General features: G+C 61.3%; 14 protein-coding genes. 6 read left to right on the top strand and 8 right to left on the bottom strand.

Going from position 1 to position 12,885, the window contains the following annotated elements; all coding sequences use genetic code 11:
- Window positions 1-41: 41 nt before the first annotated feature.
- Window positions 42-1,064: an NAD(P)-dependent alcohol dehydrogenase gene (locus G9X67_RS09055; RefSeq protein WP_138330227.1), complete on the top strand. Its 1,023-nt coding sequence runs from the start codon at window positions 42-44 to the stop codon at window positions 1,062-1,064.
- A 35-nt stretch (window positions 1,065-1,099) separates the two neighbouring features.
- Here the strand turns inward: G9X67_RS09055 and G9X67_RS09050 are convergent, their stop codons facing one another.
- Window positions 1,100-1,510, bottom strand: coding sequence for a rhodanese-like domain-containing protein (locus G9X67_RS09050; RefSeq protein ID WP_138330228.1), 411 nt, complete (start codon window positions 1,508-1,510; stop codon window positions 1,100-1,102).
- A 71-nt stretch (window positions 1,511-1,581) separates the two neighbouring features.
- On the opposite strand from G9X67_RS09050, the gene ftrA reads away from it, so the two are divergent.
- The 3 genes from ftrA to prfH all read left to right on the top strand — a co-directional run bounded on the left by ftrA (window position 1,582) and on the right by prfH (window position 4,608).
- Entirely contained in the window at window positions 1,582-2,583 is a 1,002-nt protein-coding gene (ftrA, locus tag G9X67_RS09045; protein WP_138330229.1) for a transcriptional regulator FtrA, read from the top strand.
- 233 nt (window positions 2,584-2,816) lie between these two features.
- Window positions 2,817-4,007, top strand: coding sequence for an RNA ligase RtcB family protein (locus G9X67_RS09040; protein WP_246705381.1), 1,191 nt, complete (start codon window positions 2,817-2,819; stop codon window positions 4,005-4,007).
- Window positions 3,994-4,608: a peptide chain release factor H gene (prfH, locus tag G9X67_RS09035; protein WP_094087574.1), complete on the top strand. Its 615-nt coding sequence runs from the start codon at window positions 3,994-3,996 to the stop codon at window positions 4,606-4,608. Before G9X67_RS09040 ends, prfH begins: the two co-directional genes overlap by 14 nt.
- A 106-nt stretch (window positions 4,609-4,714) precedes the next feature.
- On the opposite strand, the gene preA is transcribed toward prfH, so the two are convergent.
- From preA to G9X67_RS09015, 4 genes are all read right to left on the bottom strand, one after another.
- On the bottom strand, window positions 4,715-6,028 hold the full coding sequence (preA, locus tag G9X67_RS09030) for an NAD-dependent dihydropyrimidine dehydrogenase subunit PreA (protein ID WP_138330231.1): 1,314 nt from the start codon (window positions 6,026-6,028) through the stop codon (window positions 4,715-4,717).
- 15 nt (window positions 6,029-6,043) lie between these two features.
- Window positions 6,044-7,405, bottom strand: coding sequence for an NAD(P)-dependent oxidoreductase (locus tag G9X67_RS09025; RefSeq protein WP_138330232.1), 1,362 nt, complete (start codon window positions 7,403-7,405; stop codon window positions 6,044-6,046).
- A 408-nt stretch (window positions 7,406-7,813) separates the two neighbouring features.
- Complete coding sequence (locus G9X67_RS09020; protein ID WP_171598589.1) at window positions 7,814-8,809, bottom strand: sensor histidine kinase; 996 nt, start codon at window positions 8,807-8,809, stop codon at window positions 7,814-7,816.
- A 193-nt stretch (window positions 8,810-9,002) separates the two neighbouring features.
- A complete protein-coding gene (locus tag G9X67_RS09015; RefSeq protein ID WP_003542253.1) occupies window positions 9,003-9,797 on the bottom strand; it encodes a response regulator in 795 nt (264 codons plus the stop codon).
- Window positions 9,798-10,054: 257 nt separating this feature from the next.
- Here G9X67_RS09015 and G9X67_RS09010 point away from each other — a divergent pair, with 257 nt between their 5' ends.
- Together G9X67_RS09010 and G9X67_RS09005 are read left to right on the top strand one after the other, a co-directional pair.
- Complete coding sequence (locus G9X67_RS09010) at window positions 10,055-10,261, top strand: NepR family anti-sigma factor (protein ID WP_003542250.1); 207 nt, start codon at window positions 10,055-10,057, stop codon at window positions 10,259-10,261.
- A gap of 9 nt (window positions 10,262-10,270) precedes the next feature.
- Window positions 10,271-10,828: an RNA polymerase sigma factor gene (locus G9X67_RS09005; RefSeq protein ID WP_003542247.1), complete on the top strand. Its 558-nt coding sequence runs from the start codon at window positions 10,271-10,273 to the stop codon at window positions 10,826-10,828.
- 340 nt (window positions 10,829-11,168) lie between these two features.
- Here the strand turns inward: G9X67_RS09005 and G9X67_RS09000 are convergent, their stop codons facing one another.
- The 3 genes from G9X67_RS09000 to G9X67_RS08990 all read right to left on the bottom strand — a co-directional run bounded on the left by G9X67_RS09000 (window position 11,169) and on the right by G9X67_RS08990 (window position 12,867).
- Window positions 11,169-11,570 (bottom strand): hypothetical protein, encoded by a 402-nt coding sequence (locus G9X67_RS09000; protein ID WP_138330233.1) that lies wholly within the window; start codon window positions 11,568-11,570, stop codon window positions 11,169-11,171.
- A gap of 9 nt (window positions 11,571-11,579) precedes the next feature.
- Window positions 11,580-11,924 (bottom strand): DUF883 family protein, encoded by a 345-nt coding sequence (locus tag G9X67_RS08995; RefSeq protein ID WP_138330234.1) that lies wholly within the window; start codon window positions 11,922-11,924, stop codon window positions 11,580-11,582.
- A 148-nt stretch (window positions 11,925-12,072) separates the two neighbouring features.
- The gene (locus G9X67_RS08990; protein ID WP_138330673.1) at window positions 12,073-12,867 is read right to left on the bottom strand and encodes a heme ABC transporter ATP-binding protein; all 795 of its coding nucleotides are present in this window, start codon (window positions 12,865-12,867) and stop codon (window positions 12,073-12,075) included.
- Window positions 12,868-12,885 lie beyond the last annotated feature (18 nt).

Raw genomic sequence — 12,885 nt, 5'->3', positions numbered from 1 at the left:
GATATGTTTTGCGCTCCCTGCAATGGACAAGGAGCAAGACAATGCAGACAACACGGCAATGGCAGATCGACGCGGTAGGTCCGGAGCGCCAGCTGACGATCGGCGAGCGGAGGCTCGAACCGGTTTCGGGAAACAGGGTTCTGGTGCGGACGGAAGCCGTCTCGCTCAATTTCCGCGATCGGTTGGTGATGGAGAGCGGCATGGGGTTGCCGCTGCAATTTCCTTTCGTGCCGGCTTCCGACATGGCAGGGGTCGTCGAGTCAGTCGGACCCGATGTCAGCCGTTTCAAGCCGGGAGATCGAGTCATCTCGACCTTTTCGCCCGACTGGATCGACGGACGCGGCTTGGGCGATGCGCGCACCCCACCTTACAAGACGCGCGGCGGCTTCTATCCCGGTGTCCTCTCCCAATACACCGTGCTGTCCGAGGAATGGTATTCACGCGCGCCTGATACGCTCGATGCGGCGCAGGCGAGCACCTTGCCCTGCGCCGGGCTGACTGCCTGGTTCGCACTGATCGAACGCGGCGGCCTGAAAGCCGGCGACAAGGTGCTGGTGCAAGGCACCGGCGGTGTGGCGCTCTTCGGTCTGCAGATCGCCAAGGCGCATGGCGCGGAGGTGTTCATCACATCAGGTAGCGCCGAGAAGCTCGGACGCGCCGTTGCTCTCGGCGCCGATCATGCGATCAACCGCCATGAGGGTGACTGGGTTGAGCAACTCTATCAGTTGACCGGCGGCTATGGCGCCGATCACGTGCTTGAGATCGTCGGTGGCCCGCATCTCGGTCAGGCGCTGAAGGCGGTGGCGATCAATGGCCGCATTTCCGTCATCGGCGTGCTCGAGGGGTTCGAGGTTTCCGGCCCGGCCGGCCCGCTGCTGCTCAAGGCGCCTGTTGTGCAGGGCATTTCCGTCGGCCACCGCCGTGCGCTTGAAGATCTGGTGCGGGCAATCGACCAGACCGGACTGAAGCCTGTGATCGACAAGCGTTATGCCTTCGGCGAGTTCCCTGAGGCGCTCGATCATCTCTATCGCGGGCCTTTCGGCAAGGTGGTCGTCGAGTTCTGATGATCGCGATTCAAAGTGTTGAAGCGGTGCTGTCGTCAGGCGGCAGTGGAAACGCCCTGCTCGAAGGAGAAGCCTTCATCGGCCCAACCGGTCATGCCGCCGATCATCAGCTTCACGGACAGGCCGAGACGGGAGAGGCGAAGTGCGGCCTTGTCCGCCCCGTTGCAATGCGGGCCGGCGCAATAGACGACGAACAGCGTGTCGGAGGGCCAGGCCGACATGCGATGCGCGGTCATCTTGCCATGCGGCAGGTTGAGGGCGCCAGGAACGCGGGACTGTGCGAAGAGCGTCGGTGAGCGCGCGTCGAGAAGAACGAAATCGACCTTGCCCGACGCAAAGGCGGCGTGAACATCGGAGCAATCGGTCTCGAAGGCAAGCTTGGCTGCATAATGGGCAGTGGCGATATCAGCGGCGGCGGCGGGGATTTCTGCGACGGGGCTTGGCATTTGCGATTTCCTTTTGGGTTCGAATTGCCGCCTGGTATCGCCGATGCTAAAGCTTTGCGAAATTGGCCATCATGACTGACAGCGTAAAGATCATGCCAAACTTATCGCCACAGCAGACCAAAGGACCGCTGGTCGCAGCGCTTGCCTATGACGGGCTCTGCACCTTCGAATTCGGCATCGCCTACGAGGTCTTCGGCCTGCCGCGCCCGGAGATGGGTGAGGGCTGGTATCGCTTCTCGGTCTGCGCCATCGAACCAGGACCGCTTCGCGCTGCGGGAGGGCTGACGGTCGCGGTCGACAAGGGGCTGGAGGTGCTTCATGAGGCGGACCTGATCGTCGTGCCCGGCTGGCGGGCAATCGATGCGCCGGTGCCGGCACCGCTCGCCGTAGCACTCAAGGCGGCTCATCAGCGCGGCGCGCGCATCATGTCGCTCTGCTCCGGCGTTGCGGTTCTTGCCGGATCGGGGCTGCTTGCCAACCGCAGGGCGACGACACATTGGCGCTATGTCGCCTCGATCGCCGCATGTTATCCCGACATCACGCTCGATGCCGACGTTCTCTACATGGACGAAGGCAGCCTGCTGACGGCGGCGGGCAGTGCTGCCGGCATCGATCTCTGCCTGCATGTGGTGCGCGGCGATTTCGGTTCGGAAGCTGCAAACAGCGTGGCAAGACGCCTCGTCGTGCCGCCGCACCGCGAAGGCGGACAGGCGCAGTTCATTCACGCGCCGGTTCCCGTGGAACGCGAGGGCATCCGCTTGGGGCCGCTGATCGAATGGATGCGCGAAAGCCTTTCCGAGGAGCAGCCGATCGGCCTACTTGCGAAAAGAGCGGGCATGAGCATGCGCACCTTCCAGCGGCGCTTCGAAGCGACGACGGGTCTCAGCGTCGGCGAATGGCTGCTGAAGGAGCGGCTGCGACATGCCCGCGATCTGCTGGAAAAGGAACTTGCGGTTTCGCTCGACGATATCGCCGCCGCCAGCGGCTTTGGAACATTGGCGACGATGCGGCATCATTTCCGCAGGCGCCTTGGAACGAGCCCGAGTGCCTATCGGAAGTCATTCGGTGATTAGAGCATCCCATGCTTGCATTTCTTTGCCATTTCACCTAAAGGGGCGCTCTCGATGTTTCTGGAAAGGGAGCGCCACGATGACGAATATCTCAGCACGCCCCGAGAGGGTTTCGGCTTAACTCGGCCAACGGGTCGATGAATGCCGGTTGAACATCGCCGTTTTTGGCGATGAAAGACCACTCATATCCAGAGTTCATTATCATGGGCAATTCCATTGGGAGCGGAAGCTCCCCGATGACGTCGTCGGCACATCCGGCACTCATCAATCGTTTCTTTTCCGGTAGCGCCTGGATCGAAGGCGCCGCTTTAGATCAACTTGACGAAATGTCCCGCCTGCCGGGCGTTTTGGAGATCGCCGCCTTTCCAGATTTGCACCCGGGCAAATATGGTGCGACCGGCGTGGCACTGTTGTCCTCTCGGCTGCACCCGCTGCTGATCGGCAACGATATCGGCTGCGGCATGTCGCTCTTCGGCTTGGATCTTCCGCTGCGCAAACTGAAGATCGACAGGGCGGCGGAACGGCTTCGCCGGTTTGAAACGCAGGCGATCGGAGATGCCGCGGAATTTCTCACGGAGGCAGGTCTGCCCACTGATCTGACACCCGGTGCTCTCGGCACGATCGGCGGCGGCAATCATTTCTGCGAGTTGCAGGCTGTGGAGAATCTCGCCGAAGGTGGGTCTGCCGACGGTCTCGATGATCAGGGGCTCTATCTGCTGGTTCATTCCGGTTCGCGCTCTCTTGGCGCCACCATATTCTCGGAGATGGTGGCCGCTCATTCGGGGCTCGCAGTCGGTCTTGATCCCGGTTCGGAAGCCGGCGCCGCCTGGCTTATGCGCCATGACCAGTGCGTTGCCTGGGCATCGTTGAACCGACGGCTGATCGCAGAACGGGCGGCCGCAGCGCTTCATGCCGATCTGCGTCTCATCGCCGACGTGCCGCACAATCTCGTTCGCCCGTCCGATCGTGGTTTTGTACACTACAAGGGTGCGGCAGCGGTCGTAGCCGGCGAACTCGCGCCGATTGCGGGATCTCGAGCGAGCCTCAGTTATGTGGTTCGTCCGACCGCTGGCGTTGCCCGTTCGCTGGGTGGCATCTCTCACGGGGCCGGTCGCAAATATGACCGCGCCACCATGCACGGGCGTGTCGGCCGCAATCGCTCCGAACGAGAACAGCTCTTGCGCAATTCCTGGGGCGGTATCGCCATCTGCGACGATCGCTCCCTTGTCGTCGAGGAGGCGGCATCCGCATACAAGGATGCCGGGCAGGTGGTGACCGATCTGGAAAACGAGAGCCTGGTCGTGAGGCTTGCCAGCTTTCGGCCGCTTGTCACCTTCAAGAAGGCGGTTGATGAAGCGGAGGTTGAGCAGCGCCGGCGAAAACCCGAATATCGCAGGGAAGGAGGACGTGGCCATGAGCGCTATTGATCTTCTCATTACCGCAGGCAACGGCCCGGTGGAATGCCGCATGGCGCTGTCGGCGCTTCTCGGCATCCTCGAACGGGAGGCCGTTCGGCTCTGCTGCTCTTTCGAGACCAGCCTTGGCCCGATGCCGGATCAGCACGGTGCGAAGTCAGCGATCGTCAGCCTCAAAGGTTTCGAGGCTGAGCAGATTGCCAGTGACTATTGCGGCACGATCCGCTTCACCTTCAGGAGCCAGGTGCGTCCGGGTCACAAACGGCAGAACTGGTACGTCTCGGTTCAGCGTATCGATACCAAACCGGAAGGTGGCGAGGTGACGATCGATCCAGCCGACCTGCGTTTCGAGACGCTGAGGGCCGGCGGACCGGGCGGGCAGCATCAGAATACGACCGACAGTGCGGTTCGTGTCCTGCATCGGCCGACCGGTCTCGTCGCGACGGCGCGCGACGAGCGTTCCCAGCACCGCAACAAAGCCCTGGCGCTCCGGCGTCTTGAGGCGATGCTGCGCCATATCGAGGCGGAAAAGCAGGAGGCGGCCAAATCCGGGCGCTTCATCGCCAACCGGACCATCGAGCGCGGCAACGAGGTCAAAACTTTCAAGCTGTAATCGGGAATAGCGTGGCCTGACCACAAACAACAACGGCGCCCTTTCATGAAGGGCGCCGATTTCACTGGTCATGACCCGCCGCAGATCTCCGCGGCGTCGCAGATCCTTACTCCGCCGCCTGGCGCGCCATCGGGTTGTTCGGGTGTGTGGTCCAGTTGGCATAGTTCGGGTCGACGACGCGGCCAGTGCGTTTGTCGAGGGTGCCGGCGGGAAGCTGCTCCATGGTGATGCAGTTCTCGACCGGGCAGACGCTGACGCAGAGATTGCAGCCGACGCATTCCTCGTCCATCACCTCGAAATGGCGAACGCCATCGACGAAGTTGGTGATCGCCTGGTGCGAGGTGTCCTCGCAGGCGATGTAGCAGCGGCCGCATTTGATGCAGGCGTCCTGGTCGATCTTCGCCTTGGCGATATAGTTGAGGTTCAGATATTGCCAGTCGGTGACGTTGGGCACGGCGCGGCCGGTGATATCTTCGAGGCTGCGATGGCCCTTTTCGTCCATCCAGTCGGAGAGGCCAGTGATCATCTCCTGGACGATCTTGAAACCGTAGGTCATCGCCGCCGTGCAGACCTGGACGTTGCCGGCGCCGAGCACGAGGAATTCGGCCGCGTCGCGCCAGGTGGTGATGCCGCCGATGCCCGAGATCGGCAGGCCATAGGTTTCAGGATCGCGGGCGATCTCGGCCACCATGTTGAGCGCGATCGGCTTTACCGCCGGGCCGCAATAACCGCCATGGCTGCCCTTGCCGCCGACCGTCGGGTTGGGGGCGAAGTTGTCGAGATCGACGGAGACGATCGAATTGATCGTGTTGATCAGCGAGACGGCATCGGTGCCGCCGGCCTTGGCGGCGCGGGCGGGGCGGCGGATATCGCTAATGTTGGGCGTCAGCTTGGTGATGACGGGCATGCGGGTGTACTGCTTGCACCAGCGCACGACCATCTCGATATACTCAGGCACCTGGCCGACCGCGGAACCCATGCCGCGCTCCGACATGCCGTGCGGACAGCCGAAATTAAGCTCGATGCCGTCGGCGCCGGTCTCTTCAACCAACGGCAGGATCGCCTTCCAGGCCTCTTCCTCGCAGGGCACCATGATCGAGGCGATCAGCGCCCGATCCGGCCAGTTCATCTTCACCTGCTTCATTTCCCGCAGGTTGGTATAGAGGTCGCGGTCGGTGATGAGCTCGATGTTGTTCAAACCGAGCAGGCGGCGGTCGGCGCCCCAGATCGCGCCGTAGCGCGGGCCGTTGACGTTGACGACGGGCGGGCCTTCCTCGCCCAGCGTCTTCCAGACCACGCCGCCCCAGCCGGCCTTGAAGGCGCGCTCGACGTTGTAGGCCTTGTCGGTCGGCGGCGCAGACGCCAGCCAGAACGGGTTCGGGGATTTGATGCCGACGAAATTATTGCGGAGATCAGCCATTGTTCATTCTCCCCTTCAAGCAACCGCGACAGCCGGAGCGGCTGCTGCGGTGAGGCCACGATGGATGGATTCAGCCGCGTCGCGCCCGTGGGCGACGGCCGAAACCGTGAGATCGTCTCCGCCGAAGACGCAGTCGCCGCCGGCCCAGACGCCGTCGAGCGAGGTATGGCCTTCGCCATCGACGGCGATGCGGCCGGATTCCATGCGCAGCGAACCGAGACCAGAGGCGTCAAAGCTCTGACCGATCGCCTTGAAGATCTGGTCGGCGGCAATGACACCGGTTTCGCCGGTGCCGACGAGGCGGCCTTCGAGAAGCGTCGTATATTCCACCTCGATAGCGGCGACTTTGCCGTCCTGCGACAGGATCGATTTCGGCGCCAGCCAGTGCCGGATGATGACGCCCTTGGAGCTTGCCAGATCCTGCTCGAATTCGGAGGCGTTCATCTGTTCCTTGCCACGACGGTAACAGATCGTCACCTCCTCGGCGCCGAGCAGCTTTGCCTGCACGGCAGCGTCGATCGCCGTCATGCCGCCGCCAAGGACGACGACGCGGCGGCCAATGGCGATTTCGCTTTTGTCTTCGGCCTGGCGAAGGGCCGCGATGAAATCGACGGCATCGTCGACGCCCGCAAGGTTTTCGCCCTCGATGCGCAGCGCGTTGACGCCGGCAAGACCGATACCGAGGAAGACGCCGTCATATTGCGCCTGCAGATCGGAAAGCGAAAAATCGAGGCCGAGACGCTGCCCATGCCGAACCTCGATGCCGCCGATCGAGAGGACGTAATCGACTTCCTTCTGGGCGAAGTCGTCGACCGTCTTGTAGGTGGCGATACCGTATTCGTTGAGGCCGCCGGATTTTTCCCTGGCATCATAGATGACGACGGAATGGCCGTTCACGGCCAAACGATGGGCGGCAGCAAGGCCGGCCGGGCCTGCGCCGACAACGGCGATGGTCTTTCCGCTCGGTTCAGCCCTGGCATAGAACTGCCGCCCGGCATGCATGGCGGCATCGGTCGCATAACGCTGCAGGCGGCCGATCTCGACGGGCCGCTCTTCAGCCGTGTTGCGCACACAGGCCTGTTCGCAGAGTTCTTCGGTGGGACAGACGCGGGCGCACATGCCGCCAAGGATGTTCTGGTCGAAGATCGTCTTTGCCGAGCCGATCGGATTGCCGGTCGAAATCTGGCGGATGAACAGCGGAATGTCGATCGAGGTGGGACAGGCCGTCATGCATGGCGCGTCATAACAGAAATAACAGCGGTCAGCGGCGACCAGCGCCTCGTGATTGTCGAGGCGCGGATGAAGATCGGAAAAATTAGCCTCATACTCGGCGGGCGAAAGCCGGCCGGCATGAATCCCGGTTTCCAGTCGTTCCATTGAAGTTCCCTCATTATTGGTAAACGGCCTGTGAGGGAAAGCGTAACTCAGGTTTAAAAATTTATCAAACGGTAAAATTTTTACGATTTTCTCTTGTGGCCTCCCAAGTAATGCACTGTTTTCGTTAGGAGAATTTACCCGACGGTGATGGGTGAAATGACTGGGTGTTCGACACGAGAAAGGCATCCGAAAAAAGATTCAAAAAAGTCGAATTTTTTGTTGGCGGCAGGGAACCAAAGTTTGATGTCGTCGTTATTGCGATATCCGGATGGTGATCGCATCGACCCAACATGCGCGCCCCCAACCCACTATCCGGACGTACTCACGGTCCCCTCCCGGTGAGTGAAGACAGCTGGTGCGCCGCCCTCGCACCGGCTGTTTTTCTGTTTTCGGCTGCCTCCCGGCTTTTCACACGCGCTTGAAGATCTCGAATTCGCTTTCCGGAATGGTCAAACGATATTCGATGCGACCGGGAATGAGGTTCAACTCCGCTTTGCCATTGACCGACGAGGGCACGACACGCTCCAGCACGGTACGTCCGAAGCTGTTGTCGCTGAATTCGTGGATTTCCGACTGATCATGCAGCACTTCCGCCCAGGCGATTTCGATCGCCTTCCTGTCGTTGATCATGGCTTCGCGGCAATTCAGCGTGATGGAGGCGGCGCCGCCTGATATCGCGCCAAAGGAGGCGGAGTTGACGATGAGTTCGTGGAGGGCGAGCCCGAGATGTACGGCGGCATTCGGTGTCAGGTGAGCGTTGATCCCGTAGATCGGCATGGAGCCGGCCGTTTCCGGCCAATAGGGGGCAAACTGCTTTTCGGCGAGTTCGAAGAGGTAGGCGCCGCGCCAGCTCGAATCCGTGATCAGGTCCTGCGAATTGGACAGCGATTGCAGCCGTCCGCGGAACTTAAGGAGGAAGCTGTCGAGAGAGAGCGTGTTGCGCGCCGTCTGCGTGGCAATGCCCTGGATGATGGCGAGAAGGTTCTTCGAGCGGTGTGAGAGTTCGCGCAGCAACGACTTCAGAACTTTTTCGCGATGCCGGCTTTCGGTGACTTCAGCCATGACGGAAAGAAGTCCATATGCGCCGCGTTCGCCGGTGCGCTGGATCTTCAGTTCATAAGTGCGCGTTTCGCCGTCAACGTCGATCTCGACCTCGGCATTGTTAGGGATGCCGGTTTCCAGCACCTTGTGTTTCAGCGCAGTCAGATATTGCCCATGGGCGTCGCCAAAAAGGGCGGCGTCGCTGCCGCCGGGCATAAAGAGCGACGCGAAATGCGGCGGCAGATTTTCGGCGTAGAAGATCGACAGTCGGGCGTCCTGGCAGAGGATCGAAATCCCGGCGCTGCCGAGCGCGCGTTCCATCATTGCGGCTTTGCCTTCAAAGGTGAAAGGCATGCCGGACAATGGTTCAGTCGTATTCACTCGGCCGCCTTTCCTTGTGACATCTTGAACGTCGCTGAAGGGAGCGCCCTTCCAGACACCGCCTGCCAACTTTAGAACAAAGCGCTGCAAAAAACCGTTAAAGCCACCGGAGCGTCCCGGTAGCACCGGAACGCCTGCTTTGGCGATTTGGTTCCGAAGGCCGGAAAATTGCGTCTCAGGCGGCTACTCTGGTCGATTCATTGAAGAAAAGAGCCTGACTGATCAGTGCCTTGACCATGTCGGGATTGAAGGGCTTGGTGACAAGGAAAGTCGGTTCCGGGCGCTCGCCGGTCAGAAGCCGTTCCGGGAAAGCGGTGATGAAGATCACCGGTACGCTCGACGTCTTGAGGATGTCGTTGACTGCGTCGATACCGGAGCTGCCGTCGGCAAGCTGGATGTCGGCCAGCACCATGCTCGGCTTGGTCTTATTGTAAAGCGCCACGGCCTCGGCATGCGTACGGGCAATGCCGGTGACGCGATGGCCGAGGCTCTCGACCATCTGCTCGATATCCATGGCGATCAGCGGTTCGTCCTCGATGATCATGATATCGGTTGCGACCTGACGGGAAATCTCCTGCGACGCAACGTCGAGCAGATGCATGACATCCTGTTCTTCGGTTTCCAGAATTTCGGCGATTTCGGCGACGCGGAAATTCTCCACGGAGGCGAGCAGGAAGGCCTGACGGGCGCGCGGCGAAACCTTGGAAAGGTTCAGCGTGGCGCGCTGCTCCCAGGCATAGGGCGAGGTCGGCTCTGGAATCTGGACGGCGGTGGAACCAAACAGTTGCGTGAACAGTTTGTAGAGTGCGACCCGGTCATTCGCCGTATCCGGAAAAATCGACAGATCGGCGATGATGGCTTCGAGAACGGCGGCGACGTAAGCGTCGCCCGAAGTCTGTGTGCCGGTAAGGGCGCGGGAATAGCGGCGCAGATAAGGAAGGTGCGGCGCAATCCGAGTAGAAAGTGTCATTAATGGGCTCCTGCATACAGGCCGGCATTGGCTTCAATGAGCGGTTAACGCCGCCTTGATAAAAAAGTTCCGGAACGGCAGGAACTTTTTTCGTTGCGCCGCATTATTCCAGCCGACGAAGAAAGGGCGTAGCGTTTTGACCCATGCAACTGCAAATGCCAGCGACATCGACAATGGAACGTTCGATGTCGATGGTTGAAATCGTTTTTGATCCCATCCACGCTCCTCGAACAGACAACCGGCGAGAAGACGAATTGATGACTACACGCAAGAAAGAAGCAGCCGATCAGCGAAAGCTGGAGCTGCGGGCAAGCGACATCCTGGACCCGAACAACCAGATCGGCGTCAGGCTGCGGTCGCTCTATTCGGCCGCTCAGGATGAGGCGATTCCCGATCGTTTTCTCGACCTTCTCGAAAAGCTCGACCATGCTGAAATGATGGCTTCTGCCAAGATGGCCGAATAGGATCGCCGCATGGAAGACAAATCGCAACCCAGCTTCAAGCGGGAACTGCTGGCGGCACTCCCAAGCCTTCGCGCCTTCGCGATCTCGCTCATCGGGCGGCACGACCGTGCCGACGATCTCGTCCAGGACACCATCATGAAAGCCTGGGCCAAGCAGGATCATTTCGAGATGGGCACCAATATGAAGGCCTGGCTCTTTACGATCCTGCGCAACGAACTCTACAGCCAGATGCGCAAGAGCGGCCGCGAAGTGCAGGACAGCGACGGGCTGTTTACCGAATCGATGGCGATGCACCCCTCGCAATATGGTGCGCTCGATCTGCAGGACTTCAAGAAGGCGCTCGACCAGCTGCCGCCGGATCAACGCGAGGCGATCATCCTCGTCGGCGCCTCGGGTTTTTCCTACGAGGAGGCGGCCGAAATCTGCGGCTGCGCCGTGGGTACCATCAAAAGCCGCGTCAACCGGGCCCGTCAGCGGCTGCAGGAGTTGCTGCAGATATCAGGCGAGGCTGATTTCGGCCCCGACGCCACCTCGGCGCCGCTGACATCGAAGGCTTTCGCGTTCTGACAGGAGTTGTATTTGGGAGGAAAGCCGGCCGCCTTCGGGCGCCGGCTTTTTTGTGTTTGGCGGTGTGTGAAGGACGCGTCCACGGGATGGACGGCCATTCGAAGCACTACCTCTCCACCCTCATTCCTGTGCTTGTCACAGGAATCCAGTGCGCCCAAGTCCTTGGGCGCGAAAGACTCTTTCCACTTGGTATTGGTTTATTCACGGCGCGGACGCGCCGTGGCTGGATTCCTGTGACAAGCACAGGAATGAGGGAGGGGTCGGCGTCGTAGCCCAATCCTCTGCTGGGATGCTTCTCCTCGTCCTTTCTCTTAGAACGATCAGGGGAGCCAGTCCCCCATCAATCCTCGCGCTTCGAGCCCACCAGATTGGCCGCGACGATTGCTGCCAGAACACCGGCAGTCAGGAGCGGCTGGGCGCGGATAAGACCGAGCCCGACCGTTGCCAGCGATTCCACCGCCGCACGGCGTTCACGGGCGCGGCGTGCTTCCCTGGCGTTGATGCTCGACATCGCCACCAGGGCGATGATGGCGATCAGCAGCGCGCAGGCGGCCAGGAAAAGGGCAGCGCCGACCGGGCCGTAGATGCCGGCGAGCCAGATGGCGCCGGCGGTGACGGTCAGCGCGTAGGCGGTGAGGAGGAAAAGCACGGCAAGCGCAATGAAGATGCTATTGCGCTTGGCGCGCGCAACGGTCCGGTGCACGCTTGCGCCCGTCAGCAGGCTGAGGATCGAAAACAGCATCGCGCTTCCTCAGCGCCGGGCGAGGAAGGCGATGGCAAGGCCGAAAACGGCCGCGGCGCCGATGGTTGCCAGCGGATGCTTGCGCACGGTATCGCGCATTTCCGTCGCGCCGCGCTCATAGCCTTGCTGCAATTCGCGCAGCAGATCCTCGCTGCGGCCGAGCAGTTCTTCATAGCCGGCACCGGCCTGGCTGCGGAATTTTTCGCCCTGATGGCGCGAACTCTTGCCGACAAGGCGTGTCAGTTCCGCGAGTTCGTCGCGAAGCGCCTCGACCTGCTCCTCGATGCCGGATTCCAAATTGTGGAAGGTACCGTTGCGGCGACTGCGGCCGGACTGGAAGATAGAATAGCTCATGGCTGTCTCCATTGGCTGGGGCGCGCGCAAGCCCGCCTATTTCGCACGAGGGTCACCACCGTCCGTTGCATGAATGATATCGCCCGGCATTGACCCAGATCACTGCCGACAACGTGCCGGACGATCAAAAGTTCCGCCCGCGCAGTGCTCAGGGGCGGGAAACGGCGCTGTGGGCGAGCACGAAGGGCGTGCCGTCTGATGGTACCTGGTTTATCCGCAGCGCGCAGCCGAACACCGAGAGCATCGTTTCGTTCGTCAGCACTTCACCGATGCTGCCGGCGGCGGCGAGGCGGCCGGATTTCATCAGCACGATGCGGTCGGCAAAGAGTGCGGTCAGATTGAGATCGTGCATAACGGCGATGACGCCGCCGCCGCGTTCGCAGAAATTGCGGGCGAGCGTCATGATGGTCAGCTGGTGGCTGATATCGAGGCTCGAGACCGGCTCGTCGAGCAGCAGCCAACAGGGTCTGCCGTCGACGACGGGCTCGGCGATCTGGCAGAGCACGCGGGCAAGCTGCACACGCTGCTGCTCGCCGCCGGAGAGCTCCTGATAGAAACGACCTTCGAAGCCGGTCAAGTCGACGGACGCAAGCGCTGCCGCCGCCGTCTGCTCGGCCTTGTCGGGATGCAGGTTGAGGCCTGATGTCAGGCCCATGCGGACGATCTCGCGCACGGTAAAGGGAAAGGAGATGGTGCTTGCCTGCGGCAGCACCCCACGAATGGCGGCAAGCTGCCAGGGTTTCAGCGCCTTCACCTCGTCGTCGCCGATGCGTACCGAGCCGCCATAGGCAAGTTCGCCGGAGATGGCTTTCATCGTCGTCGTCTTGCCGGAGCCGTTCGGCCCGGCAATCGCCGTCAGCTCGCCGGCCTTTGCCGTGAAGGCGACGTCGCTGATGATGGTCTTGCCGGAAAGGCGCACGGAGACGCCGGAAACTTCGATCATCGCAATGTCACTCACGGG

The organism is Rhizobium sp. WYCCWR 11152, assembly GCF_013087615.1.
GTDB lineage: Bacteria > Pseudomonadota > Alphaproteobacteria > Rhizobiales > Rhizobiaceae > Rhizobium > Rhizobium indicum.
The sequence above is the reverse complement of the archived record's forward strand: the minus strand, read 5'-3'. Positions and strand labels throughout refer to the sequence as shown.

Coding starts and splice junctions, on each gene's coding strand:
- G9X67_RS09055 (WP_138330227.1), top strand. CDS start 42: ATGCAGACAACACGGCAATGGCAGATCGACGCGGTAGGTCCGGAGCGC.
- G9X67_RS09050 (WP_138330228.1), bottom strand. CDS start 1,510: ATGCCAAGCCCCGTCGCAGAAATCCCCGCCGCCGCCGCTGATATCGCC.
- ftrA (WP_138330229.1), top strand. CDS start 1,582: ATGACTGACAGCGTAAAGATCATGCCAAACTTATCGCCACAGCAGACC.
- G9X67_RS09040 (WP_246705381.1), top strand. CDS start 2,817: ATGACGTCGTCGGCACATCCGGCACTCATCAATCGTTTCTTTTCCGGT.
- prfH (WP_094087574.1), top strand. CDS start 3,994: ATGAGCGCTATTGATCTTCTCATTACCGCAGGCAACGGCCCGGTGGAA.
- preA (WP_138330231.1), bottom strand. CDS start 6,028: ATGGCTGATCTCCGCAATAATTTCGTCGGCATCAAATCCCCGAACCCG.
- G9X67_RS09025 (WP_138330232.1), bottom strand. CDS start 7,405: ATGGAACGACTGGAAACCGGGATTCATGCCGGCCGGCTTTCGCCCGCC.
- G9X67_RS09015 (WP_003542253.1), bottom strand. CDS start 9,797: ATGACACTTTCTACTCGGATTGCGCCGCACCTTCCTTATCTGCGCCGC.
- G9X67_RS09010 (WP_003542250.1), top strand. CDS start 10,055: ATGACTACACGCAAGAAAGAAGCAGCCGATCAGCGAAAGCTGGAGCTG.
- G9X67_RS09005 (WP_003542247.1), top strand. CDS start 10,271: ATGGAAGACAAATCGCAACCCAGCTTCAAGCGGGAACTGCTGGCGGCA.
- G9X67_RS09000 (WP_138330233.1), bottom strand. CDS start 11,570: ATGCTGTTTTCGATCCTCAGCCTGCTGACGGGCGCAAGCGTGCACCGG.
- G9X67_RS08995 (WP_138330234.1), bottom strand. CDS start 11,924: ATGAGCTATTCTATCTTCCAGTCCGGCCGCAGTCGCCGCAACGGTACC.
- G9X67_RS08990 (WP_138330673.1), bottom strand. CDS start 12,867: ATGATCGAAGTTTCCGGCGTCTCCGTGCGCCTTTCCGGCAAGACCATC.